This window comes from Nonomuraea sp. MG754425 (assembly GCF_021699195.1).
Taxonomy (GTDB): Bacteria; Actinomycetota; Actinomycetes; order Streptosporangiales; family Streptosporangiaceae; genus Nonomuraea.
This window is the reverse complement of sequence record NZ_SSXE01000006.1, coordinates 75,089-100,157: the sequence shown is the minus strand read 5'-3', so window position 1 is coordinate 100,157 and position 25,069 is coordinate 75,089. Positions and strand designations below refer to the sequence as shown.

Sequence of the window (25,069 nt, the reverse complement as noted above, 5' to 3'; positions counted from 1 at the left end):
GACACCAGGAGGTGGGGGATGCGCAGGGCGTCGAGATCGTTGACCAGCAGCATGTCCAGCGGGCCGACCGTGCACGCGGTGGCGGGGGGCCCGTTCCTCGGTGACAAGTCGGACCGTCCCGACCTCGTCGTCCTGGCCCCGGTCGGCCCGCTGGACATGCTGCTGGTCAACGATCTCGACGCCCTGCGCATCCCCCACCTCCTGGTGTCCGCCTTCGAGGGGCACGGCACCGTCGGCCCGCTGGTCCTGCCCGGAGACACCGCCTGCCTGCACTGCCTCGACCTGACGCGGCGCGATCGCGACGCCAACTGGCCGATCGTCACGGCCCGGCTGGGCGGCTATCCACCGGGCGAGATCGCCTGTGACGTGGCGCTCTCCGCCGTCGTCGCGGCGGCGGCAGCCGGGCACGCACTCGCCTATCTCGACGGCAGAATGCCCTCTGTGACCAACGGCACAATGGAAGTAACGCCTGATTGGCGCTGGAGAAGACGGTCGTGGAAGATCCATCCGCAATGTCGTTGTATGCGAAACAATCCATATTCGCTAAGAATGGTCATGGCACCTGACCGCGACTGACGTGCTCAGAGGACGACCACGAAGGGGGGAAGCGGTATCTCGCCGAGGTTCCGCGCATCAGTGTGAGCGATCTCCCGCGCCGTGCTGTCACGCGTTCGGCCAAGCTGGCCACCCTTCCACTCAGCTACGCCGGTCGTGCCGCCCTTGGGCTGGGCAAGCGCATCGGCGGCAAGTCAGCGGAAATCGTGGCCCAAGAGGTTCAGCAGCGCACCGCCGAGCAGGTCTTCAAGGTGCTCGGCGAGCTCAAGGGCGGCGCCATGAAGCTGGGCCAGGCGTTGTCCATCTTCGAGGCGGCGCTGCCGCAGGAGATCGCCGGGCCCTATCGCGCCACGCTGACCAAGCTCCAGGACGCCGCTCCCCCGCTGCCCGTCTCGGCGGTCCACAAGGTTCTGGAAGAGCAACTGGGCGACGGCTGGCGCGGGCACTTCCTGTCGTTCGACGACCAGCCGACGGCCGCGGCCTCCATCGGCCAGGTACACAAAGCAGTGTGGCAGGACGGCCGGGAGGTGGCCGTCAAGATCCAGTACCCAGGGGCGGGCAAGGCCCTGCTCGGCGACTTCGCCCAGCTCGCCCGGCTGGGCAAGCTGTTCGGCGCGCTGCTGCCCGGTCTCGACATGAAGGCCCTGCTCGGCGAGTTGCGCGAGCGGATCGCGGAAGAACTCGACTACCTGAAGGAGGCCGAGGCGCAACACGCCTTCGCCACCGAGTTCAACGAGGACCCCGACTTCCACGTCCCCGACGTGGTGGCGGCCAACGAGATGGTGCTGGTCAGCGAGTGGATGGACGGCACTCCGCTGTCCCGCATCATCTTCGAGGGCACCAAGGAGCAGCGCGACCAGGCCGGCCTGCTCTTCGTCCGCTTCCTGTTCTGCTCCCCCGCGCGCGTCAAGATGCTCCATGCCGACCCGCACCCGGGCAACTTCCGGATGCTGGCCAACGGCAAGCTGGGGGTGCTCGACTTCGGCGCGGTCAACCGGCTGCCCGGCGGCTATCCCCCGGCGTTCGGCCAGCTCACGCGCATCTTCAACCAGGGAGACATGGAGACCGTCACGGCGGGCCTGCGCGAGGAGGGGTTCATCCGCCACAACGTCGAGATCGACGCGGACGCGCTGCGGGCCTTCCTCGCCCCGTACGTGGAGCCGACGGCGGTGGAGGAGTTCACGTTCAGCCGGGAGTGGCTGCAGGCCCAGGCGGCCAGTGTCGCGGACCTGCGCCCGACGAACGTGGTCCGCCAGCTCAACCTGCCGCCCTCGTACGCGCTCATCCACCGCGTCCACGCGGCCGGCATCGGCGTGCTCTGCCAGCTCGGCGCCACGGCCCGTTTCCGGGACGAGGTGATCCGCTGGGTTCCCGGCTTCGCCGACGACCCGAACGATGAACCGCTGCCGATCGGCTAGCTGTTCTGTCCTGTGAGGTTGGGCACACGACCTGCCCGTGCCCGGCCTGCCGACGTGTCGGGGTCGATGGCGGGCCTGCTGACGCGTCGGAGCCGGTTGCTTGGTGCGGAATGTCGAGCTTGTTGGTTTTCGGGGTGGGGGGCGGCGAAGGAGAGGCGGGAATTTGTGCACTGACCTGTTGCCAGATGACTACTCTGTGTAATTATTCGAGTGCACACAGTTACCTTTTCTTGGGAGGATGCCGATGCGCCGACCCGCACGCCTGCTGGCCGTCGTTGCCCTTGCCACGGTTGGGGTGTTCACGAGTGGCACCGCCGCGGGTGCCGTCGTCGATCCGGTTCGCGCCGCGGAGTGCCTGGCCACCGGCGCGGGTGAACTCACCACCATGGTCAATCCATCGGTACGGGGCAAGCCCGTGGAGGTTCCGGCCCTGGGCTGCGTCGCCGCCCGCTGAGCCGTCCAGGACCGACGCCGTCGTGGTGCGGTGAGTCGGCACCGTGGTGGCGTCGTGAGGTCGGCGCACGCACGGGTTGGTGAATGAGCAGAGCTGTCCGCCCGCACTGTTCCCATCAGGTTTTCGATCTTCCGCACGGGCCTTATGGGTGACTGGGGTGGGCAGCTCGTTGGCTGGCTGGTGGGGCACGCGCTCGCATGTGCCCCATCAGCCAGCGCAACCCAGCCAGCCCAACTCGGCCAACGCAACCCAACCAACCGAACCCAGGCCCGCCACCCCAGACCAGCCCAAGTCGGGCCAGCACCCTCCGGCTAACACCGCCCCACCCACCAGCCGACCCGAACCAGCCACACCCCTCGGCCGACGCGAGCCGACCACATCCCGACAGCCGACGCGAACAAGACGCGCCCCTGGCACCGCGAGCCCGCCGCATCCCGCCACACCGGTGCCCGGCAAAAGGGAAGAGCCGGGCGCTGGTTGCGCCCGGCTCTTTATAAGGATCCGACCCAAGGGGAGATCCTGCGCCGGCGGCAGGATCTCCCGGGTCAGAACTGGCGGTTCAGGGCCCGGTGCAGGCGCTCGTTCGCCCGCTTGACCCCGCGCCGCGCCCGCTGCACGCGCGTGACGCGCATGATGAGGCGTTGCTCCTCCGCCTCGCGGTGGAGGGTTTGTATTCGGTCATTCACCAAGTCATGGATGAGATCCGGCACTGCTCGGCTCCTGGTCGGTCGAGTCGTCATCGGCGTGTTCACTTTCTGGTGCGTAGGTGCGAGTTTCAGGCAGCGACCGGGTGCTTGCGGGGACGCCCGCGCGGACGCTTGCGGGGAACGATCGTTCCCCGGAGGACCAGTTCGCCACCCCAGACGCCCCACGGCTCCTCGCGCTCGAGCGCGCGGGCCAGGCAGGCCTTCTGGATCGGGCAGTTGCCGCAGAGCGCCTTGGCGAACTCGACGTCCTCCGGCGACTCGGCGAACCACAGGTCAGGGTCGGTACGACAGGGGATCTTGGCTTCGTCGATCAGGTCCATGATCGTCTTCGCCCCCATCTGCTTTCTCCTTCGATCGATCTTTTGATCTTTGGTCGGGCACCTCGTAGGTGGTGGGGAGTCACGGACATACAAGAAGGCCGCGGATCCTGTCTGTGGATCCGCGGCCTGGGGGCTGCTGTCTGCCGGTCAGGTTATGACCGGAGCATCCCTCCAGGGTTGCGGACCGCACAGTCCACCCTTGGTGAGCTGGTAAGCCGGCAGTTCGATACGTCCGTCGTAGACAGGAGCGCCTGCTGCTGCGGCCACAGGAAGGTGGACGCGCGGGAAGGAGGCGGTGATCTGGCTAGGAACAGACTTCTGCTGCCGCAGCTTGGCGGGCCCATTGGCGAGCCTCACCGAAACGCGGCAAGCGGCGGCGAGCCACTGCGTGGCCGACATCTCGATGCTGATCACTGGGACTCACCTCCGCTCTTTGGATCGTCGGAACAGGACTGTCCGACTCGCTTGACCATGACCCTAAACCTGGAACCCAGGAGGGGGCAACATATTTTCTACCTGCGATTTCCCCTATTTCGTCAGGCGGATCATGGCCTCCTGGACGACCGAGACCACGAGGTCACCCGACGCGGTGAACATCTCACCACGGGCGAGCCCGCGGGCCCCCGCAGACCATGGCGACTCCTGAGCATAGAGCAGCCAGTCGTCGGCCCTGAAGGGACGGTGGAACCACATGGCGTGGTCGAGCGAGGCGCCCATGACGTTGGAGGCGCCCCAGGCCAGGCCGTGGGTCAGCAGGATGGTGTCGACCAGCGTGAAGTCGGAGGCGTACGCGGCCAGCACGACGTGCAGGAGCGGGTCGTCGGGCAGGTCGGCGTGGTAGCGGAACCACACGTTCGTCTCGGCGCTGCGCAGTTCCGGGTTCTGGAACGCCTCCCACGTGAGCGGTGAGGCGTACCGGGCGTCCACGGGCCGGGGGCGGGTGAACCATTCGCGCAGCTCAGGGTGGTCGCCGACGAGATCGTACATCTTGTCCTGGAACATCGGCAGTGTCTCGGGGTCGGGCACGGACGGCATCACCGACGCCTGGTGCGCGACCCCCTCCTCGAAGACGTGGAACGACGCCGACATCGTGAAGATCGCCTTGCCGTGCTGGACGGCGACGACCCGCCGCGTGGTGAACGACCGGCCGTCGCGTAGCCGCTCGACGTTGTAGACGATCGGGATGGCCGGGTCGCCGGGACGGATGAAGTAGGCGTGCAGGGAGTGCACGTTCCGGTCGCCGGGGACCGTACGGCCGGCCGCCACCAGGGCCTGCGCGGCCACCTGACCGCCGAAGACCCGCTGGATGCGCTCCTCCGGGCTCCTGCCACGGAAGATGTCGAGCTCGATCTGCTCCAGGTCGAGCAGGTCCAGCAGCTCTTTCAGCGCCGAGTTCACGCGTCCGCCCCCCATGTGGTCTCCGGTCCCTGGGACAAGTTTGACTTGCCACCCATCCCACCCCAAGTGGGGGTCTGGTTTGTTCGATGATGGCCCGGTTCGGTTTCGCGGCGGTTACGCGGCCCGGCAGAGCGTCAGGACGGCCTCGCCGTACCGGTCGAGCTTGACCTTGCCCACTCCGGCGATCGAGAGCAGTTCCTGCTCGGTGGTCGGGGCGCGCTCGGCGATGGCCTGGAGGGTCACGTCGGTGAAGATGACGTACGGCGGCACCTTGGCCTCCTTCGCGGTGGCCGTGCGCCAGGACTTCAGGCTTTCGAGCAGCCCCTCGTCGTAGTCGGCCGGGCAGGCCGAGCACCGGCCGAGCTTCTGCTCGGTGGCGTTCACCAGCGTCTTCGCGCACACGCGGCAGCTCACGGGCGTGGCCACCTGGCGGCGTTCGCGGCCGGACGGCGTCAGGCGCGGCGGGGCCGAGCCGCGGCCGGTCAGGCCGTCGAGGAAGCGGGACTGGCGGCGGCCCTTGCGGCCACCGGGCGCGCGAGCCAGCGCCCAGGAGATCGACAGGTGCTCCCTGGCGCGCGTGATGCCCACGTAGAGCAGGCGGCGCTCCTCCTCGATCTGCTCGGGGCCTTCGGCGTAGATGATGGGCAGCATGCCGTCGGTGACCCCGACGAGGAACACGGCGTCCCACTCCAGGCCCTTGGCGGCGTGCAGCGAGGCCAGGGTGACGCCCTCCACGGGCGGCGCGTGCTGCTCGGCGGCGCGGCGCTCCAGCTCGGCGACGTACGCGGGCAGGTCGGCCCCGTTGGCCGCCATGTCCTCGGCGAGGTCGGCCAGCGCCTTGAGCGACTCCCACTTCTCCCTCGCCTTGCCCCCGCCGGGCGGCGAAGGGGTCAGGCCGACGCCGCCCAGGATGACGTGCACCTCGGACGCCATGGGCTCGCCGGTGGCGGCACGGGCCGCACCGCGCAGCAGCACGACCGCCTGCCGGACCTCGGGCCGTTCGAAGAAGCGCTCGGCCCCGCGCAGGATGTACGGGATCTCGGCCTTGGACAGGGCCTCCTCGTACGACTCCGACTGGGAGTTGACCCGGAACAGCACGGCGATCTCGCGCGACGGGACGCCCTTGTCGAGCAGCTTCCTGATGGCGCGGGCCACCCCGGCGGCCTCGGCCGGCTCGTCGTCGTACTCGTCGAAGACCGGCTTGGGCCCGTCGGGCCGCTGCGCCACCAGCTCCAGGCGGTGGGGGGAGCGGCCCTTGGCGATCACCAGGTTGGCCAGGTCGACGACCTGCGGGGTGGAGCGGTAGTCGCGCACCAGCTTGATGACGGCCGCGTCGGGGTGCTCGACGCCGAACCCCGTCAGGTAGCGCGGGCTGGCTCCGGTGAAGGAGTAGATCGTCTGGTTGGGGTCGCCGACCACGCAGACGTCGTCGCGCCCGCCCAGCCAGGTGTCGAGCAGGAGCTTCTGCAGCGGGTTGACGTCCTGGTACTCGTCGACCACGAAGTAGCGGTACTGCTGGCGGATCTGCGCCGCCACCTCCTGGTGCTCGGTCATCACGGCCGCGGTCAGCTCCAGGATGGTCTCGAAGTCGACGAGGTGGCGCTCGCGCCTGATCTGCTCGTACGCCTCGTAGACGCGGCTGACCCGCTCGGCCGGCAGCGGCGGTGTGCGGTGGTGTTTGCCGGCGGAGGCGAGGTAGTCCTCGGGGCCGATCTGCATGACCTTGGCCCACTCGACCTCGGCGGCGAGGTCGCGCAGCTCGGAGCGGTCGGGGGTGAGGCGCAGGCGGCGGCACGCCTCGCCGAGGATCGGCAGCTTGGACTCGATGATCGACGGGGCCGAGCCGCCGATCACCCGCGGCCAGAAGTAGGTGAGCTGGCGCAGCGCCGCGGCGTGGAACGTGCGGGCCTGCACCCCGGGCGCGCCGAGCGCGCGCAGGCGCTGGCGCAGTTCCCCCGCCGCACGCGTGGTGAATGTCACAGCCAGGATGCTCTGCGCGTCGGCCACCCCGCTGCGCACCGCGTACGCGATGCGGTGGGTGATCGCCCTGGTCTTGCCCGTACCCGCCCCGGCCAGCACGCACACCGGACCGCGCACGGCCTCGGCCACCGCACGCTGCTCGGGGTCGAGTCCGATCAGTACGTCGTCCGCGTCGCTCACCCGTGTATCCTCCCAGCCGCTGGCGGTGAACCACTTTATTCTGGCAACATGCGGCCCGACGTATGTTCGTCCGGGCTTCGTAGGTACGTCGTCATGAAGGTGCAAAGAACTGGTCTTTTCCCCCACAATGGGGCCCGACCATGTGCATGGGGGAAAGGAAGGCCGTGCGAACTGCGGTTTTCGTGAGCGCTCTGGCGCTCGCTGCCGTCGCGCTCACACCCGTCAGCGCGGGCGCGTCCATGGACCCGGCTCCCGCCCCCACCGTGGACAACCCGGTCGACGCCAACGGGATCGGCGGGTTGTCCGTGGAGACCGTCCAGTACGGCTCGCACAAGCGCCAGACCATGGACGTCTGGTGGACTCCCGACGGGCAGCAGCGGCCGGGCATCTTCCTCATTCACGGCGGCTGGTGGTCCGGCGGCGACAAGAAGTACATGAAGGAGATCACCCGCGGCTACGCCGAGCTGGGTTACACGGTCTTCAACCTCAACTACCGCCTGTCCGGCGACGCGGCCTGGCCCGCGCAGCGCACCGACGCGCTGGCCGCCATCGCCATGGCGCGCCGGCACGCCGACCGCTGGGCGCTCGACTCGGGCAACTACGTGCTGGTCGGTTTCTCGGCCGGCGGCCACATCGCGGCGGCGGTGGGCACGTACGGCGACGGCGTCAACGGGCTCAAGGGCGTGGTCGGGCTGTCGCCGATCATCTCGCCGCTGCGGGCCTACGCCGACGGGGCGGGCTCCTCCGACCCCGACAAGCGCAGGCTGCGCAAGGCCGCGATCAAGCTGGCCGGCGGCTGCGAGCCCAAGGGCAAGTGCTCGCGGGTGTGGGCCAGCATGGAGGTGGCCTGGCACGCCAGCCGCAAGGACGCCCCGATGCTGACCATCCACTCGCAGAACGAGTTCGTGCCGCCGGTGCAGAGCCAGTTGCTCAAGCAGATGCTCGGGCAGGTGGGCGTGCCGGTGACGGTGTTCACGCAGCCGGGCACCAACCACAGCTCGCCGCTGTACCGGGAGCCGGGCGTGGCCGAGCGGGTGCAGGCGTGGATCGCCTCGCGGATCGGGTAGGGCTCCGGCGAACGGCAGAAGGGATTAGACGCGCGTCGCGCGTTGTTGCACGGATCGCTTCGTAACCCGATCTCGGAGGGATCTCCCGACATGGCGCTCACGGTCTACAGCACCACGTGGTGCGGCCCTTGCAAGCGGCTCAAGGCCCAGCTCACCCGCGAGGGCATCAGCTTCGACGACGTCGACATCGAGCGTGACCCCTCCGCCGCCGAGTTCGTGATGAGCGTCAACAACGGCAACCAGGTGGTGCCGACCGTGGTGATCGAGACCGCCAAGGGCCGCGTGGTGCGGACGAACCCGTCGGCGTCGGAGGTCAAGGCCCTGATCGACGCCGCCTGAGCCGTTCACCAGTCGCCGGTCAGCTCGCCGCCGTACCACGTCTCGATCAGGCGGCGGGCGATCGACACCGGGGGCGGCAGGCGCAGCTCGCCCGACTCCAGCGCGCGGGCGAGCTCCTGCCGGGAGTACCAGTGCGCCTCGGCGATCTCCTCGGTGTCGGGCGTGATCGTGGTGGTGGTGGCCTCGGCGAAGAAGCCGAGCATGAGGCTGCGCGGGAACGGCCAGGGCTGGCTGCCGAGGTAGCGCGGGTTGGCGACGACGACGCCGACCTCCTCGGCCACCTCGCGCACGACGGCCGCCTCCAGCGACTCGCCCGGCTCCACGAAGCCCGCCAGGATCGACAGCCGCCCCTCCGGCCACTGCGGGCCGCGGGCCAGCAGGCAGCGGTCGTGCTCGTCGCGCACCAGCATGATCACGGCCGGGTCGACGCGCGGGAAGTGCTGGCTGGAGTCGCGCGGGCACACCCGGATGTGGCCGCCGGCCTGCACGTCGGTGCGCGCGCCGCAGCGCGGGCAGAACTCGTGGGTCGCGTGCCACGCCTCCAGGGCTACCGCGTAGACCAGCAGGCCGGCGTCGCGGTCGCCGAGCAGGCCGCCGACCTGGCGCAGCCCGGCCGCGACCGGCTCGCCCTCGGGGGTGTCGAGCAGGGACATGGGGATCGTCACGCGGCCGTTGACGTCGCCCTTGGGGATGCCGGGCAGCGGCGCGGCCACCGCGAAGTAGGCGACGTCGTCCTCGACGCCGAGCAGGTAACGCTGGCCGGGCGGCGCGTCGTCAGGGGTGAACAGCACCGCCTGCACGTCGTCGGCCACCCGCCGGACCAGCGTGTGGCCGTTGTCGATGACGAGCACCCGTGTCGTGGGCGCCGACCAGGCCCGCTCCAGCCACCGGCCGTCGGCGCGCAGCGCCGAGGAGCGGTCGATGGTGCCCCGCGCGAGCAGTAGCGGGCCGATGAGTTGCTCTTCCGCGGTCTCCACTGGTGCCGCCCCCTCCTGAGTCCCATGCCATCCTATGACCTCGCAGTTAGCCGACGATTACGGTTTCCCGGCCCCGTAGTGATCTCCGTGGGGCTAAGATTCGACGGGTTAGGTTAGCCTTACCTGATCCATCGGGGGTGCCTTCGCGTTGCGGCTCTACCTGACCGCGCTCAAACCAACCGATTCCGTGACGGACGGCTTCCTCCCGGCGGCGCAGGCACTCGGGTGCGAGGTGACGATCCTGACCGACCGGCCGCGACGGCATCCGTCCGCGGTGCTCTGCGACGTACGGGATCCGCGTGCCCTGATCGACACGATCGAGCACCTCGGCAGGCCCGACGCGATCTTCTCCAACTCCGACCACCTCCAGACCGAGACCGCGCTGGCCGCGGACTACTTCGGGCTGCCCGGCAAGGACTGGCGGGCGTGCGCGGCGGCCAAGAACAAGTTCCTGATGCGGCGCAGGCTGGCGGAGGCCGGGATCGAGCGGGTCTTCTCCGTACGGCTGGGGCCGCTCGACCCGGTGCCCGCGCACGTGCCGTACCCGGTCGTGGTCAAGCCCCGCGAGGGCGTGGCCAGCGAGGACGTCATGCTGGTCGAGCGGGACCTGGGCCGGGCCGTGGCCGAGATCAGGCGGCGGCGGCCCGGCGCGGCGCTGGTCGTGGAGGAGTACCTCGAAGGGCCGCTGCGCACGCTCGAGACACTGGGCGACAAGGACGGCCCCCGGGTGCTGGGCGGGTTCGAGACCACGCTGGGGGCGCTGCCGCACTTCGTCGAGGAGCGGCTCGACTGGGCGCGGCCGGACGAGTCGCGCGACCACGTGCTGGCGGCGCTGCGGGCGCTGGGCGTGGGGTTCGGCGCCTGCCACACCGAGTACGTGCTCACCGCGGCGGGGCCCCGGATCGTCGAGGTCAACTACCGGGCGATCGGGGACCACTGCGACTTCCTGCTCGGGGACGTGCTCGGCGTCCCGCTGTTCGAGTGGATCCTGCGGGCGCACCTCGGGTCCGCCGTGCCCGCCCCGCCGCGGGCCACGGGCTTCGGGTGCGCGGTCAGCCTCGTCGCCGACCGGGCCGGGACGATCAAGGACGCGCCCGTCCACGAGACCGTGACCGACGGGGACGTGCGGCTGTGGCACCGTCCGCTGCGGTCTGTGGGCGACGTCGTCACCCTGACCGGCACCAATCGCGACTACCTGGGCGTGATCCGGGCCGTGGGACCCTCCAGGGCGCGGGTGGACGCCGCCGTCGAGGAGTACCGGGCCGCGCGGCCGTGGGTGGTCGAATGAGCTCCCGGGAGGCCTACCTCGCCGCCCGGGTGCTGAACGCCCTGTTGCGTGAGAACTACGGCGGCATGGCCTCCCGCGTCACCAGGACCAAGGAAGGGGTGGGGCTGCCGCTGGCGGACGGGCGCTGGGTGCGGCTGGCTCCCGGGGTGCTGTTCCAGGACTTCGTGGTGGCCGCGGACGAGCGGCTGGGGCTGGAACAGGTGCTGGAGACGCTGGCCGAGGTCGCCGACCCGGCCGACGCCGAAGGGGTGGCGGCCTTCTTCGAGGAGTGCCTGACCGCGCTGGCCGCGCTGGAGCTGCACGACGAGCGCGGGCACCAGGTGGCGCGGCCCTCGTACGAGACGTCGGCGGCGGCCGTCGACCATCCGGTCTATCCGACGTCACGGGCACGGATGGGGCTGGGCGAGAGCGACCTGCTCGCCTACGCGCCGGAGTTCGGGCCCGCCTTCGAGCTGCGGTGGGCGGCCGTCCCGCGCGCCGCGCTCGCGCCGGGCTCCGCCGCGTGCCTGCCGGCTGACGTCCTGCCGGACGGGCACGCCGGCCTGGCCGGGCCGGACGAGGTGCTGTTCCCGGTGCATCCACTGGCCGTGGCCGAGGTGCGCCGGATCGGCGGGGTGCGGATGCTGGACCGGGCGGCCGTCACGGTGCGGCCGACCCTGTCCATGCGGACCGTCGAGGTGGGGCCGCGCCTGCATGTCAAGCTGCCGCTGCCGATCAGCACCCTGGGCGTCAGGAACCGGCGCTCGATCAAGCCGGGCACGCTGGCCGACGGCGCGCGGGCCGAACTGCTGCTGCGGGAGCTGGCCGGGCCCGGCGTGGTGCTCGCCGACGAGCAGACGTACGCGCACGGCGGGCACGAGTACCTCGCCTGGATGGTCAGGCGGCTGCCCGAGGGGAAGATCGTGCCCGTCGCCGCGCTCGGCGTGCCCGGGGTGCTCGACGAACTGGCCGACGAACCGGGCGGCGAACCGGGCGACGTGCTGCCGGACTACCTGCGGCTGCTGCTGGGCTGGAACGTGCGGCTCTTCGTCCGCCACGGTGTCGCCCTGGAGGCCCACCAGCAGAACCTGGCGCTGCTCTTCCAGGGCGGGCGCATGCGGCTGCTGGTCAAGGACAACGACGGCCTGCTGGCCTCCCCGTCGAGGCTGCGGGCGTCGGGGGCCCGGGTGCCGGAGTTCGCCGACCGGCGCATGCTGAACGACGACCCCCACGCCCTGGCCGACGTCTTCGTGACCATCACGCTGCACCTGTCGGCCGCCGCCGTGGTGTTCGGGGCGCTGCCCCACGACCGGGCGTCCGCGCTGCTGCGGGACACGCTGGCCGAGGCGCTCGACGAGTACGGCGACGACCCCATGGCCAGGCTCCTGCGCGCCAGGACGCTCGACGCGGCCAGGCTGACCGGCAAGTCCATGATCACCGCTGGGACGCTCGTCGCCAGGGAGCGTTCCGGCGCGGGCGACGTCAACAAGTTCTACGGCACCAGCGGGCCGAACTACCTGAGGAGAGCCTGAACATGCACGGACTGGCCATCGACGCGCCCTGCGGCCCGGCCGAGGAGGCGACGCTGGCGGCCCTGCTGCGCTGCTGCGTGCGGGAGGTGGCCGGGCCGCGCGGCCTGGTGTGGCCGGCGCCGCCGTACGTGCTGTTGCGGGTGGCGGGCACGCTGCTGCGGGCCCGCACCCACGGCGGGGCGGCGTTGCGCTTCGAGGGGCCGCCCGAGCGGCTGGAGGACGGCTCCTGGCGCCCGCTTTCGACCGGCGAGCTGATCCGGCTGGTCGAGACGGAGTTGCAGGGGCACAACGGCGAGTTCGCCGGGCAGGTGGCGGCCAGCAGGGACGCCGTGGCCGCGATCCTGCGGGCCAGGGCGGGGGCCGTGCCGCCCGCCGATCCGTGGCTGGCCTCGGAGCAGGCGCTGGTGTACGGGCATCCGTTCCACCCCAGCCCCAAGGCGCGGGGCGGGGCCGGCTGGCTGGCCTACGCGCCGGAGGCGCACGCCCGCTTCCCCCTCAGGCTGCTCGGCGTGCGGGAGGACGTGCTGGCCGAGGGCGGCGACACCTCGGCGCTGGACGGGATCGGCCGCGGTCCCGACGGGTACCGCGTGCTGCCCGCGCATCCGTGGCAGCTCGACCTGCTCAGGCCCGCGCTGGGGGACGAGCTGATCGACCTGGGGCCGGGCCCGGTGGCGGTGCCGACGTCGTCGGTGCGGACCGTGTACGTCCCGGAGGCCGAGGTCTGCCTGAAGTTCTCCCTCGACGTGCGGATCACCAACTGCGTGCGGAAGAACGCCTGGTACGAGCTGACCGGGGCGGTGGAGCTGACCGAGCGGCTGGGGCCGGTGTTCGCCGAGATCGCGACCAGGCATCCCGAGACCCGCTGGCTGCCCGAGCCGGGGTACCGGTCGGCCGTGCCCGGGAGCCGGCTGCACGAGGGGCTGGGGGTGATCGTCAGGCAGAGCCCCTGGGCGGTCTGCTCCCCCGGCGTGACCCCGGTCCTGGCCGGGGCGCTCGCGGTGGACGCGCCGGCCAAGGACCCGCGCGCGTGGTGGCGCGCGTACGTGACGGTGGTCGCGCTGCCGGTCCTGGACCTGTACTTCGCGCACGGCGTGGTGCTGGAGCCCCACCTGCAGAACGTGCTGGTCGGGCTGGACGACTCGGACACGCCCACGCAGGCCGTCTTCCGCGACCTGGAGGGCACCAAGCTCGTCGCGGGCCGCCACGACCTCGGCGGGCTGCAGCCCGAGGTGGCCCGCGCGCTGACCCACGACGCCGAGCGCGGCTGGGCCCGCGTGGTCTACTGCCTGCTCGTCAACCACCTCACCGAGATCGCCGCCACCCTCGCCGGCCCGGACGACCTGCTGCTGCGTGAGCTGTGGCTCGACGCCCGTGAGCTGATCGCCCGGCAGGCCGCCGGACTCGGGTGGCCGCTGCCCCTGTCGGACCTGCTCGCGGGCGCGCCACTGCCGGCCAAGGCGAACCTGGGGGTGCGCTGGGCCAGGAGCGCCGACCGCGCGGCCGGCTACGTCCCGATCGCGAACCCCCTCGCATGATCGGCTCCGGCGTCCTGGAGGCCGCTGCGGCCCTTCCCGCCGTACCCGCCTATCTCTACGACCTGCCCGCGCTGGACGCGCACCTGACGGCCGTACGGCGCGCTCTGGGGGCGACCGAGCTGTACTACGCCGTCAAGGCCAACCCCGACGCCGAGGTGCTGCGGGTGCTGGCCGGGCACGTGGACGGGTTCGAGGTGTCGTCGGCGGGCGAGCACGCGCACGTCACGGGCCTGTTCCCGGACGTCGGGGTGGCGCTCGGCGGCCCCGGCAAGACCGACGCCGAGCTGCGCCTGCCGCACCACCGCATCCACGTCGAGTCCCCGAACGAGCTGCGCCGCCTCGTGGCCACCGGGCTGGCGGCCGACGTGCTGCTGCGGCTCAACCCGGATCTGCCGGTCGAGGGGGCGGCGCTGACGATGAGCGGCCCGTTCGGGATGGACGAGGACGGCGTCGCGGAGTGCCTGCCGCTGTTCGGCGACCGCGTCCGGCTGCGCGGCCTGCACACCCACCTGGCCAGCGGGCTCGACGCCGGGCCCCTGCTCGATCTGGCGCGCCGGCTGCCGATCGACGCCTACGAGGAGGTCAACCTCGGGGGCGGGATGGCGGTGTCGTACGAGTCGCCCGGGTCACGCTTCGACTGGGCCGCGTACGGGGCGGGGCTGGCCGGGCTGGGGCGGGGCAGGCGGCTGCGGATCGAGCCGGGACGGGCGCTGACCGTCTACTGCGGCTACTACGTGACCAGGGTCGTGGACGTGAAGCGGGTGCGCGGCCAGGCGTACGCGATCCTGCTGGGCGGCACCCACCACCTGCGGACGCCGGCGACCAAGGGGCACGACCAGCCGCTGACCGTGCTGCCCACGGGCGCGGCGGACGGGGCCGGGCTCGGCGGGGAGCCGGTCACGTTCGTGGGCCAGCTCTGCACCCCGAAAGACGTCCTCGCCCGGAACGTCGTGACCTCGGTGCGGGTCGGGGACACCGTGGTGTTCGAGATGGCCGGCGCCTACGCCTGGAACATCTCCCACCACGACTTCCTCATGCACCCGAAGCCGGCCTTCGCCTATCTGCGGGCGTGACGCGCTCGATCAGCGCCACCAGGCCGGCCTCGTCGAGCAGGTCCACCGGGCGGACGGTGCGGTTGGCGCGCACGTAGTGGAAGGCCGCCCCCACCTCCTCCAGCGGCACCCCCGCCAGGTGCGACCAGGCCAGCCGGTACGCGGCGAGCTGCACGGAGGCGGATTTCGCGGCCTTCTTGCCCCTGGGCGGCTGCCCGGTCTTCCAGTCGACGACCTCGTAGCCGCCGCCGGAGCGCTCGAAGACGGCGTCCATGCGCCCGCGCACCAGCCGGTCGGCGATCATGGTCTCGAACGGCACCTCGAGATCCAGCGGCCGCCGGTCGGCCCACTCGCTCTCCTCGAACCGCTCCTGCAGCTCCGCCAGCCGCACGTCGGCCTCTTCGAGCTCCTCGTCGTACAGCTCCAGGTCGTCGATCAGCCGCTGCTGGTCCCACCGCGTCTCCAGCCACTTGTGGAACGAGGTGCCCCGGCGGGCCAGCGGCGCGGGCTCGACCGGCACGGGCCGGCGGATCCGGCGGGCCAGCTCGCGCGGGTCGGCGGCCAGCGTGACCAGCGAGGACACGGTCAGCTTCATCGGCAGCTCGACCGTGGTGGCGGGCCTGCGCCGGTGCAGCTCCCGCTCGCGCAGCAGCAGCTCGGTGTCGCGCTCCCAGGCCCGCAGCCGCTCCTCCTCGAACGGCTTGATCGGCTCGTCCTGGTAGGGGCCCAGCGTGCCGGCCAGCGCGGCCTCGACCAGGTGGGAGCCGTCGAGCACGGACTCGTAGCGCAGCCCCTCGGGGGTGACCGGCCAGGTGGCCTCCGCGGGCTCGGCCAGCAGCGGGTTGGAGGCCCCCTCCTCGAGGTCCGCGGCCCAGACCGAGACACGGTCGGCGGTGTCGCGGATCTCCAGCAGGAAGTCGGACGGCTCCAGCGGCTTGGTGGCGCTGCCCCAGCGGTAGCCGGAGGCGATCAGGTGGTAGTGGGCGCGGGTCACCGCGACGTACGCGAGCCGGCGCTCCTCCATCAGGTCGCGCTCGCGGCAGTGCTCGTCGAACGCCGCCAGCTCCTCCTTACTCAGCCCGGACAGCCTGGGCAGGTCGGCCACGTCGCCGCGCAGCGCGTACGGGAGCTTGCGCGGGTTCTCGGTCCACCGGCTGTTCATGACCGGCGTGGCGGGGAAGATGCTGCCGATCGCGATCGTCCCCTTCGAGCTGACGAGCTGCGACAGGCCGGGCACCACCACGACCGGCCACTCCAGGCCCTTCGAGGCGTGCACGGTCATCAGCTTGACGCTGTTGCTCTCGCCGACCCGGCCCGCCTCCAGGCCGAACTCCTCGCTCTCGGCCGCCTGGAGGTAGGCCAGGAACGCCCCCAGCGTCGGGTCCTCCGCGTCGCCGGCGAACCGGGAGGCCGCGTCGAGGAACGCGTCGAGGTCGGCCCGCGCCGCGAACGCCCCCACCGCGCCGCTGCGCGCGGCCACCTCGATGTCGAGGCCGAGCCTGCGCTCCACCTCGCTGATCAGGTCGGGCAGCGGCTGCGCGGTGTGCGCGCGCAGGTGGCGCAGCTCCTGGGCGAGCGCCACGAGCCGGGTGCGCGCCAGCGGCGAGAACGGCTCCAGCCACTCCTCCCGGTCGGGCAGCTCGTCGAGGGCGTCCACCAGGCTGCCGCGTTCCTCGGCGAGGTCGGCCACCACCTGGTCGAGCGGGTCCGACTCGCGCCCGCTCTCGCTCAGCTCGCGGGCCAGCGTGCGGGCGTGCTCGCCGAGCACCCGCAGGTCGGCGGGGCCGATCCGCCAGCGGGGCCCGGCCAGCAGCCGGGCCAGCGCGTCGCCCGCCGTGGGGTCGTACAGGACGCGCAGGGTGGCCACGATGTCGTTCACCTCGGGCACGGTCAGCAGACCGCCCAGACCGACCACCTCGACCGGGATGTCGCGATCCTCCAGCGCCCGGCGCAGGGCGGGGAACTGCGAGCGCTTGCGGGCCAGGATCGCGACGTCCTGGGGTTGCAGGGCGAGCGTCTTCTTGCGCTCCTTCTCGCCCCAGGGCAGGCCGTCGGGGGCGGTCTCCTGGCCGAGGAGGCGGGCGACGCCGTCGGCGATCCACCTGGCCTCGTCCTCGGCGGTCTCGTGGAAGGCGCAGGTGACGCGGCCCCGCTCGACCCGGTTGGCGCCGGGGACCAGCACCGGCACCTCGCGGGCCTCCATGCGCAGCGGGAGCTGCACGCGGGCGGCCACGTCGAGCACGCGGTCGCCGTTGCGGAAGCTGACGCTGAGCTGACGGACCGGGGCCGGGTCGCCGGCGGCGGTGCGGAAGTCACGCGCGAAGCGTCGCAGGTTGCCCGCCGAGGCGCCGCGCCAGCCGTAGATCGACTGGCACGGGTCGCCCACGGCCGTGACCGGGTGGCCGCCGCCGTAGAGCGCGCGCAGCAGGACGAGCTGGGCGTGGCTGGTGTCCTGGTACTCGTCGAGCAGGACCACGGAGTAGCGCCCGCGCTCGATCTCGCCGACCTCCTTATGGTTGGCGGCGATCCGGGCGGCCAGCGACATCTGGTCGCCGTAGTCGATGACCTCGCGGGCGCGCTTGAGCCGCTCGTACGCCTCCACCAGCGGCAGCAACTGCTGCCTGGCCGCCTGCACGTTGAGCGGCTTGCGCTGGGCCAGCGTGGTCCGGCCGGGGAGCAGCTCGTGCGCGCCGTGCAGCCACTCGCCGATCCGGCGCACGTCGGCGGGCGAGCGCAGGTGCTCGGACAGCTCGCCCGCCAGCTCCAGCAGGGCGGCCGTGACCGAGGGCGGGCCCAGCTCGACGCGGTCCATCGGGCCGTCGTACCCGGCCACCACGCGGGAGGCGAGCTGCCACGACACGGCGGGCGTGACCAGCCGCATGGTGGGCTCCATGCCCTCGCGCAGCGCGTGGTCGGTGACCAGGCGGGCGGCGTAGGCGTGGTAGGTGGACACGGTCGGCTCGTTGTCGAGCGCGCCCGGCTCGACCAGCCCGGCCTCGGCCAGGCCGGCGAGCCGCTCCCTGACCCTGGTGGCCAGCTCGGCGGCGGCCTTGCGGGTGAAGGTCAGGCCCAGCACGTTCTCCGGTTTGACCAGGCCGTTGGCGACCAGCCAGACCACCCGGCCGGCCATGGTCTCGCTCTTGCCCGAGCCGGCCCCGGCCATGACGACCATCGGTTCCAGCGGGGCCTCGATGACCGTCGCCTGCTCGGGGGTGGGCGCGAGGACGCCGAGCTTGCCGGCGAGTTCGGCGGGGTTCAGCACACCTGACCCCCGCTGTCGTTGACCGGGCAGCTCGCCCTGGCCGCGCACGTACGGCAGCCGTCGTTGACCTTGGCCTGGAAGAACGGGCCCGACATGCCGGTGGCCACGGTGTCGACCAGGTCTCCGGCCCAGCCCGGGTCCTTGTCGTCGCCCAGCGGGCCCTGTTTCTGCTCCAGCGCGTCGTTCTTGCCGGCCGCCTTGCCGACCTGCACCAGCGCCGCGCCGCCCGGCTCGGTCATGCCGTGGCGGGCGAACGCGCCCAGCAGCGCGGCGAGCTGGTAGACGCCGAGCTGCGGATGGCGCTCGATGTCGCCCGCCTTGGGCTTGGAGCCGCCCGTCTTGAGGTCGATGATCACCGCGCGGTTGTCGGAGTCGCGCTCGACCCGGTCGACGCGGCCCTTGATCTGGACGCCCTCCGACACCATCGCCGTGAACGCCTCCTCCAGGGCCACCAGCTCGCGCGGGTTCTCCTTGTGCCAGCGCAGGAACTTGCCGATCATCTGCTCGGCCACCTGGCGCTGCTTGCGGTTGTACCAGACGCCGCCGAAGTCGAGGTCGTTCCAGATCCGGTCGAGGCGCTCGCCCAGCAGGTCCTCGCTGGGCAGATCGGTGGCCGCCAGCACGGCCAGGGCGTGGATGATGTTGCCCAGGCCCTGGGCGGTGCTGGTGCCCGCCGCGCCGACGGCCGTCTCCAGCAGCCAGCGCAGGCCGCACTTGGTGAAGCTCTCGACCGCCGACGGCGAGATGCTCACGACGTCGCCGGGCCAGCTCAGGGGGCGGTCGTCGGAGATCGGGGTGAGCGCGTACCAGTCGTTGGGGTGGGCGCCCTGCACGCCGGCGGCGGCCAGGCGGGCGAGCTGCCGCGCGGCCTCGTGGCGCACCCTGCGCGGTTTGGTGGGGTCGGTGACCGCGCTGCGCAGATCGGCCACCAGAGCCGGCATGTTCAGCCAGCGGGCGTGGTCGTCGACCGTGGCCGACTCCACCGCGCCCGGCAGCAGCTCCGACAGGAACCGCGACGGGCGCTCGTCGGTGTCCTCGCCGCCCACGGCCGTGACCACCAGCCGGAGCCTGGCCCTGGTGGCGGCCACGTAGAAGAGCCTGCGCTCCTCGGCCAGCAGCTTGGAGACCAGCGACGTCTTGTTCGGCTCACCGCCCTCCACCACCTCGACGAGGTCCTCCACGCCCAGCAGCGACCCGCGCAGGCGCAGGTCGGGCCAGACGCCCTCCTGGACGCCCGACACCACCACGACGTCCCATTCCAGGCCCTTGGCCCGGTGGGCGGTCAGCACGCGGACGGCGTCGCCGTCGGGGGCGCGCTCGGCCAGCGTGTCGCCGGGGATCTCCTGGGCGGCCAGGTCGTCGAGGAACACCTCGGGGCCCGCCATCGGCATGCGGTCGACGAACCTGGCCGCGTGGTCGAACAGCGCCACCACCGCGTCGAGGTCGCGGTCGGCCTGCGCGCCCCTGGGGCCGCCCGACAGGCTCTGCTCGCTCCAGCGGGAGCCCAGGCCGCTCTCGTGCCAGATCCTCCAGAGCAGGTCTTCCGCGGTGCCGTCCTGGCGGGCGGCCTCGCGGGCGGCGGTCAGCAGCTTCGCCACGCGCTCGGCGGGGAGCGCGACGTGCGGCTCGACGCGGGTCAGCTCGCGCACGTCCTTGACGGCCGCCACGAGCAACTCACCGGACGAGCGCGCCTTGAACGGCAGCCCCTCGACCTCCTCGGGAACCTCGCCGGACACCGGGTCCTCGGGGTGCGCGGCGGCCTCGGCGGCGGCCACGGCCGTGGCCTCGTTCTCGGCGATCTTGAGGGCGCGGCGCAGGCGGCGCACGCCGATCATGTCGGTGCCCCCGAGCGGGCCGGTCAGCAGTTCCTCGGCCACCCCCTCGTCGAGGAAGGGCGGGTCGAGCGCCACCCGCAACATCGTGAGCAGCGGGCGCACGCCCGGCTCCTGCGCGATCGGCACCTCGTCGCCCGCGATCATCGTCGGCACCCCGGCGTTGACCAGCGCTCGCCGCAGCAGCGGCACCTGCCGCCTGGCCGAGCGGACCAGCACCGCCATCCGGTGCCACGGCACCCCGTCGATCAGGTGGGCGCGGCGCAGCGTGTCGGCCACGATCGCGGCCTCCTGGCTGGTGCTGTCGGCCAGCAGCACGCGTGCCTCGCCGGCCTCGGCCTCGACCGGCGCCACGAGGTCGCGGTGACCGTGACGCTGGTCGTGCTCGGGCGCGGGGGCCACGGGCAGCTTGGCCGCCACCCGGCGGGAGGCCGCCAGCAGCTCGGATCCGCTCCTGCGGCACACGCGCAGCGCCACCACGGGCGCCTCGCGGCCGTCGAGCGTCCGGAAGCGTTCGGGGAACTTCATGATGCCCTGCACGTCGGCGCCCCTGAACCCGTAGATCGACTGGTCGGGGTCGCCGACCGCGATCAGGTCGCGGCCGTCGCCGGCGAGCTGGGTCAGCAGCATCTCCTGCGCCGGGTCGGTGTCCTGGTACTCGTCGACGAACACGACGTCGTGGGCGGCCCGCTCGCGTTCGCGCGCCTGCGGCGCGGCCAGCAGCGCGGCGGCGGCGCCGACCAGCTCGGCGTAGTCGTAGGTCTCCTCCGGCGCGAGGTCGAAGCGGTCCTGGTAACGCTCGTAGAAGAGCCCGGCCGCGGCCCAGTCGGCGCGCCCGTGCACGCGGCCGAGCGCGATCAGCCGCGCGGCGTCGAGCCCCCGCTCGTGGGCGCGGGACAGGAAGTCACGCAGTTCCTCGGCGAAGCCGCGGGTGCGCAGCGGCTCGCGCAGCGACGGGGGCCAGTCGGGCGCGCCGAGCTCCAGTTCGCCGTGGAGCAGCCGCCGGATCTCCAGCAGTTGTTCCGGCCCGGTGAGCAGGCGCGGCGGGGCCTTGCCCGCCAGCACGCACTCGCGGCGCAGCATCGCGTACGCGTAGGAGTGGAAGGTCATGGCCACCGGGGTGCGGGTGGTGCGGCGCAGCCGGCCCGTGACGCGGCGGCGCAGCTCCTCGGCGGCCTTGCGGCTGAAGGTCAGGATGAGCGCGCGCTCGGGGTCGAGGCCGCGCCGCTCGATCCGGTGGACCACGCTCTCGACGATCGTGGTGGTCTTGCCGGTGCCCGGACCAGCGAGGACGAGCAGCGGCCCGCTTTCGTGCTCGACCACGGCACGCTGGTGCTCATCCAGCGCAGGGGGCACATCGGGCCCGCCACTGCCTCTTCGCACCAACCGCCAGGTCTGAGCACTCACAGCACTAGATTCCACCAGACCACAGGGGTAGATCGTGCCGACTTGCCCGGTCTCCTCCAGCGATCCGCCTACCGTATCTAGGCAAATGCCAGTTTTCTCGTGACACGCCGGGCGCTTTGTTCGCCAGGAGCTTCACCGGAGCCGTCCGGCGAGCCGTGCAGGGGAGTCACGCCGATCGGTCGCGCACGGAGCGTAATGACTAGTAACGTAGAGTAAACATTACACGCGCGGGAGCTGATCAGATGCGCTGGCAGGTCCACTCCGAGAAGTCCCTCTATCTCGACCAATGGCTGGACATACGGGTCGCGGACGTGGAGCTGCCCGACGGGCGCCGCCTCGACCACCGCCTCGTCCGCACGGCCCCGGGAGCGGGCGCCGTCGTCACCGACGACAAGGACCGCGTGCTGCTGATCTGGCGGCATCGGTTCATCACCGACACCTGGGGGTGGGAGATCCCGCTCGGCGGGGTGGAGGACGGCGAGATGCCGATGGCCGCCGCCGCGCGGGAGGTCGAGGAGGAGACCGGCTGGCGTCCCGGCCCGCTGCGGCCGATGTTGTCGGTGCAGCCCAGCAACGGCTTCTCCGACGGTCTCAACCACCTCTACCGCGCCGAGTCGGCCACCCGCATCGGCCCGCCGTCCGACCCCTGGGAGGCCGAGCGGGTGGAGTGGGTGCCGCTGGCCAACATCCGCAAGCTCATCGGCTCCGGGGAGATCGTCTGCGGCACCACGTTGTCGGCGCTGCTCTACCTGTTCGTCGAGAGCCTGCCGGACGACATCCTGCTGAAGACCGCCGACCTCAGCTTCCTGTTCGACTACGACCCGAACAAGACCTACCCGCTGCCGGGGAACCTCCCCGACCTCTTCTGACGCGCCCGGCAGCGCCCTCCCGCGCCCTCCCCCGCCGGAGCGGGAGAGGGGCGGCTCAGGAGAACAGGTGGTCGACGACGCGGGCCGTGGCCTTGCCGTCGTCGCGCGGGGCGAACGTGGCGCGGAAGGCGTCGTAGCGGTCGGCGTGCGCCGCCGCCACCTCGTCGATCGACCGCAGCGCCGCCACCACCTCGGCCGACGTCGAGAGCAGCGGCCCGGGAGCCAGCTCGGGCAGATCGAGGTAGAGGCCGCGCTTGGCGGAGTATTTGGCCAGGTCGTAGCCGTACAGCACGATCGGCTTGCCGGTGCAGGCGAAGTCGATCATGACCGAGGAGTAGTCGGTCACCAGGACGTCGGCCACCAGCAGCAGATCCGCCATGTCCGGATAAGAAGTGACGTCGTGGGCGATGTCGGGGACGGCGGGCATGGCCTGCATCGGGTGGGCGCGGACCAGGATCTCGTGGTCGGCGCCCAGCGCCTCGCGGGCCTTGGCCAGGTCGAGCTTGACCATGGCGTTCTTGCGGTCGTAGTCGCGCCAGGTGGGCGCGTACAGGACCACGCGCTTGCCCTCGGCCAGCCCCAGCCGCTCGCGCACGGCCGCCGCCAGGGCGTCGCGGTCGGGCGCGTTGAGCACGTCGTTGCGCGGCAGGCCGCTCTCCAGCACCTCGCCCTTGTAGCCGAACGCCTTGCGCAGCACCGGCGTGGCCCAGGCGGACTGCGACAGCAGCAGGTCCCAGCCGCGCACCTCGGCCGCCTGGCGGTGCCAGATGGGCGGCTTCGGGTCGCGGTTCATGTGGGACTGGTCGTTGCCGATCGTCTTGGCCGGCGTGCCGTGCCAGGTCTGCAGCACCACCTGGTCCTCCCTGGCGCGGAACCAGGCGGGCAGGAAGGAGTTGGCGACGATGTGGCGGGAGCGGGCGAGCGCCTCATGGTGCTCACGGCTGCCCGCGCGGACAACGGTGGCGCCGCCGGGCGGCACGAACGCGCCGTCCTTGACGATCCAGATGTGCTCACGGTCGTCGCCCCTGCGCAGCCGCTCCTCGTAGATCGCGCGGACGCTGTCGGAGTAGTGACGGCCGTCGTTGACGACGTAGACGGTCGAGTCGCGCAGCGGCTCGGTGCGCTGGGCCGGGTAGAAGACGCGGCGCAGCACGTGGGTGCCCGCGACGCCGCGCTCGTCGGCGGGCCGGGCCTCCTCCACGTTGATCACCGGCACGTCGAACCGGGTCGAGAGCATGCGGAAGACGTGGCCGCCGATCGTGCGCGGCTCCTCGTCGAGGCCGGCCAGGGCCGCGTGGTCCACCCGCAGCGGGACGATCTCGCCCGACGGATGCCGCAGCGACATGTTCCACGTGCCGGAGGACAGCGGCACCGGCTCGCCGAAGCGGTCCATGCCCCCGGGCTCCACCCGCACGGAGAACTGCGCGCCGGAGCGCTCCATCGGCAGCAGGTAGGACAGCCCCGACCGGTGCCGCAGCGTGAGCGCGCGCGGGCCGGGGGCGTCGGGGTAGTCGCCGCGCAGGACCAGCGCCGACCCCTCCCAGACCGCTGAGGTGATCACGGGACGGATGCGGTGGGCGGAGACCACGACGCGGTCGCGCCGGTCGCCGAGCACGGTGATCTCGCGGTCGCCCACGGGCGTGCGGGTCTCGACCAGGTCGGCCAGCATGACGGAGGCCGCCGGGTCGCCCTTGGGCTCGACCCAGAGCCGCCGGCCGTCCTTCTCCTGGAGCAGGGCGGGCACGGCCAGGCCGACCAGGACCTCGGTGCCGCCGCCCGACGGGGTGAAGTCGGCGGCGATGCGGTGGCCGCCCAGCCGGGCGTGACCCTTGGTGACCTGCCGTCCGGGCAGGGAGATCTTCAGTTCGAGGCGGTCGCCGTCGAGCCGCACGCCGGTCAGCTCGGCCCGGTTGGGCTGGAGCACGACCTGCAGCGCCCGGTCGGAGGTCCAGACCGGCCGCACCCACCAGCCGGGCCGCAGCCTGAGCCCGGAGGGCCGCTCGGGACGGCCGGCCGAGGAGCCGCGCAGCAGGCCCGTGGCCCGCGCGCCCCGGCTCCAGAACACGATCTCGGCCCGCCACGTGGTCGCGTCGGGCACGGAGGGCCGGTGCCGCATGCGCCGCCGCACCCCGTGCACCACGCCGCGCACCGCGCCGCGCCAGCGCAGCGGCCACGGGCTCAGCTCGGCGGTGAAGCCCGACCAGTCGTAGTTGCAGCCGGGCTCGCGCGCGCCGTGGGTGGCCTCGGGGGCGAGGACGCGGCGGGTGCGCATGCGGATCGGCGGCAGCCAGCGCGGCCCGCGCAGCACCACGGTGGCCCAGTTGAACCTGCGGCTGCGGACCGACAGGCCCGCGAGGTAGGCGAAGCCGGTCACGCGCAGCTTGCCGTCGGCCCAGACGATGTCGTCGATGTGGGTCACCGGCACCAGGTCGGCGCGCCGCAGACGGTACAGATCGGGTGGCAGCTCGTCGCGGAAGGGCAGGTCGGCGTACCAGCGCAGGCCCTTGCGGATGCGCTTGGACGGCTCCGCCGCCGCCGTGACCACCGTCGCGAGCGTCTCGCCCTCGACGAGTTCGCCGTCGGGGCGGTGCTCGATCAGGTGGCAGAGGACGCGACGGGCGACCGGCAGGTCGCGTTTGACGCCCGAGTCGACGCCCTTGAGATAAGGACGCACGAGGTCGAGCATTTCCCGCCGCCGCGCGGCGCCGCGTTTGACCGCCAGCTCGATGCGGTTCCCGAGTGGGCCGCTGAGCACTTCGGTGTCGAACGCCGCGTCGCGGCCGCCGGGGCCGACCGCTCGCATGACCGCTTCGAGAGGCTCGCCACGATCGCAGAGATCCTGGACAGCCTTCAGGCGGTCGGCGAGCGAATCGCCGCCCTGGCTTTGGGCTGTGACGCCGGTTGCCATAAGGGAGGCA

The 25,069-nt window shown here is 72.2% G+C and carries 19 protein-coding genes; 10 read left to right on the top strand and 9 right to left on the bottom strand.

Annotation, left to right across the window (positions count from 1 at the left end):
- The first annotated feature begins 156 nt into the window (after positions 1 to 156).
- From FAF44_RS03905 to FAF44_RS03895, 3 genes are all read left to right on the top strand, one after another.
- A complete protein-coding gene (locus FAF44_RS03905) occupies positions 157 to 576 on the top strand; it encodes a hypothetical protein (RefSeq protein WP_237101593.1) in 420 nt (139 codons plus the stop codon).
- A 62-nt stretch (positions 577 to 638) separates the two neighbouring features.
- Entirely contained in the window at positions 639 to 1,973 is a 1,335-nt protein-coding gene (locus FAF44_RS03900) for an AarF/ABC1/UbiB kinase family protein (protein WP_237101592.1), read from the top strand.
- 244 nt (positions 1,974 to 2,217) lie between these two features.
- Complete coding sequence (locus FAF44_RS03895) at positions 2,218 to 2,427, top strand: hypothetical protein (RefSeq protein ID WP_237101591.1); 210 nt, start codon at positions 2,218 to 2,220, stop codon at positions 2,425 to 2,427.
- Between the two features lie 545 nt (positions 2,428 to 2,972).
- On the opposite strand, the gene FAF44_RS03890 is transcribed toward FAF44_RS03895, so the two are convergent.
- From FAF44_RS03890 to FAF44_RS03870, 5 genes are all read right to left on the bottom strand, one after another.
- On the bottom strand, positions 2,973 to 3,137 hold the full coding sequence (locus tag FAF44_RS03890) for a hypothetical protein (RefSeq protein WP_237101590.1): 165 nt from the start codon (positions 3,135 to 3,137) through the stop codon (positions 2,973 to 2,975).
- A 65-nt stretch (positions 3,138 to 3,202) separates the two neighbouring features.
- Entirely contained in the window at positions 3,203 to 3,472 is a 270-nt protein-coding gene (locus FAF44_RS03885; protein WP_237101589.1) for a WhiB family transcriptional regulator, read from the bottom strand.
- A 129-nt stretch (positions 3,473 to 3,601) separates the two neighbouring features.
- Positions 3,602 to 3,868: a hypothetical protein gene (locus tag FAF44_RS03880; RefSeq protein WP_237101588.1), complete on the bottom strand. Its 267-nt coding sequence runs from the start codon at positions 3,866 to 3,868 to the stop codon at positions 3,602 to 3,604.
- A 114-nt stretch (positions 3,869 to 3,982) separates the two neighbouring features.
- On the bottom strand, positions 3,983 to 4,867 hold the full coding sequence (locus tag FAF44_RS03875) for an acyl-CoA thioesterase II (RefSeq protein ID WP_237101587.1): 885 nt from the start codon (positions 4,865 to 4,867) through the stop codon (positions 3,983 to 3,985).
- Positions 4,868 to 4,966: 99 nt separating this feature from the next.
- Complete coding sequence (locus FAF44_RS03870; RefSeq protein WP_237101586.1) at positions 4,967 to 7,012, bottom strand: ATP-dependent DNA helicase UvrD2; 2,046 nt, start codon at positions 7,010 to 7,012, stop codon at positions 4,967 to 4,969.
- Between the two features lie 164 nt (positions 7,013 to 7,176).
- Between FAF44_RS03870 and FAF44_RS03865 the strand changes: the two genes are divergently transcribed.
- A complete protein-coding gene (locus tag FAF44_RS03865) occupies positions 7,177 to 8,079 on the top strand; it encodes an alpha/beta hydrolase (RefSeq protein WP_237101585.1) in 903 nt (300 codons plus the stop codon).
- A 90-nt stretch (positions 8,080 to 8,169) separates the two neighbouring features.
- On the top strand, positions 8,170 to 8,418 hold the full coding sequence (locus FAF44_RS03860; RefSeq protein ID WP_237101584.1) for a mycoredoxin: 249 nt from the start codon (positions 8,170 to 8,172) through the stop codon (positions 8,416 to 8,418).
- Positions 8,419 to 8,423: 5 nt separating this feature from the next.
- On the opposite strand, the gene nudC is transcribed toward FAF44_RS03860, so the two are convergent.
- Positions 8,424 to 9,395 carry an NAD(+) diphosphatase gene (gene nudC / locus FAF44_RS03855; RefSeq protein ID WP_237101583.1) on the bottom strand — a complete coding sequence of 324 codons (972 nt, stop codon included), beginning with the start codon at positions 9,393 to 9,395 and terminating at the stop codon, positions 8,424 to 8,426.
- A 148-nt stretch (positions 9,396 to 9,543) separates the two neighbouring features.
- Between nudC and FAF44_RS03850 the strand changes: the two genes are divergently transcribed.
- The 4 genes from FAF44_RS03850 to FAF44_RS03835 are packed head-to-tail and all read left to right on the top strand — an operon-like array spanning position 9,544 to position 14,802.
- Positions 9,544 to 10,683, top strand: coding sequence for an acetyl-CoA carboxylase biotin carboxylase subunit family protein (locus FAF44_RS03850; RefSeq protein ID WP_237101582.1), 1,140 nt, complete (start codon positions 9,544 to 9,546; stop codon positions 10,681 to 10,683).
- A complete protein-coding gene (locus tag FAF44_RS03845) occupies positions 10,680 to 12,194 on the top strand; it encodes an IucA/IucC family protein (RefSeq protein WP_237101581.1) in 1,515 nt (504 codons plus the stop codon). Before FAF44_RS03850 ends, FAF44_RS03845 begins: the two co-directional genes overlap by 4 nt.
- Positions 12,195 to 12,196: 2 nt before the next feature.
- Entirely contained in the window at positions 12,197 to 13,729 is a 1,533-nt protein-coding gene (locus FAF44_RS03840) for an IucA/IucC family siderophore biosynthesis protein (RefSeq protein ID WP_237101580.1), read from the top strand.
- Complete coding sequence (locus FAF44_RS03835) at positions 13,726 to 14,802, top strand: type III PLP-dependent enzyme (protein ID WP_237101579.1); 1,077 nt, start codon at positions 13,726 to 13,728, stop codon at positions 14,800 to 14,802. The genes FAF44_RS03840 and FAF44_RS03835 overlap by 4 nt, the downstream gene beginning before the upstream one ends.
- On the opposite strand, the gene FAF44_RS03830 is transcribed toward FAF44_RS03835, so the two are convergent.
- Both FAF44_RS03830 and FAF44_RS03825 read right to left on the bottom strand, forming a co-directional pair.
- Positions 14,762 to 18,043, bottom strand: a complete 3,282-nt coding sequence (locus tag FAF44_RS03830; RefSeq protein ID WP_237101578.1) for an ATP-dependent DNA helicase — start codon at positions 18,041 to 18,043, stop codon at positions 14,762 to 14,764. The two genes, FAF44_RS03835 and FAF44_RS03830, sit on opposite strands and share 41 nt — an antisense overlap.
- Entirely contained in the window at positions 18,037 to 21,282 is a 3,246-nt protein-coding gene (locus tag FAF44_RS03825; RefSeq protein WP_237101577.1) for an ATP-dependent DNA helicase, read from the bottom strand. The genes FAF44_RS03830 and FAF44_RS03825 overlap by 7 nt, the downstream gene beginning before the upstream one ends.
- A 242-nt stretch (positions 21,283 to 21,524) precedes the next feature.
- On the opposite strand from FAF44_RS03825, the gene FAF44_RS03820 reads away from it, so the two are divergent.
- The gene (locus tag FAF44_RS03820; protein WP_237101576.1) at positions 21,525 to 22,151 is read left to right on the top strand and encodes an NUDIX domain-containing protein; all 627 of its coding nucleotides are present in this window, start codon (positions 21,525 to 21,527) and stop codon (positions 22,149 to 22,151) included.
- A gap of 55 nt (positions 22,152 to 22,206) precedes the next feature.
- On the opposite strand, the gene FAF44_RS03815 is transcribed toward FAF44_RS03820, so the two are convergent.
- Entirely contained in the window at positions 22,207 to 24,954 is a 2,748-nt protein-coding gene (locus tag FAF44_RS03815; protein WP_237101575.1) for a CDP-glycerol glycerophosphotransferase family protein, read from the bottom strand.
- Positions 24,955 to 25,069 lie beyond the last annotated feature (115 nt).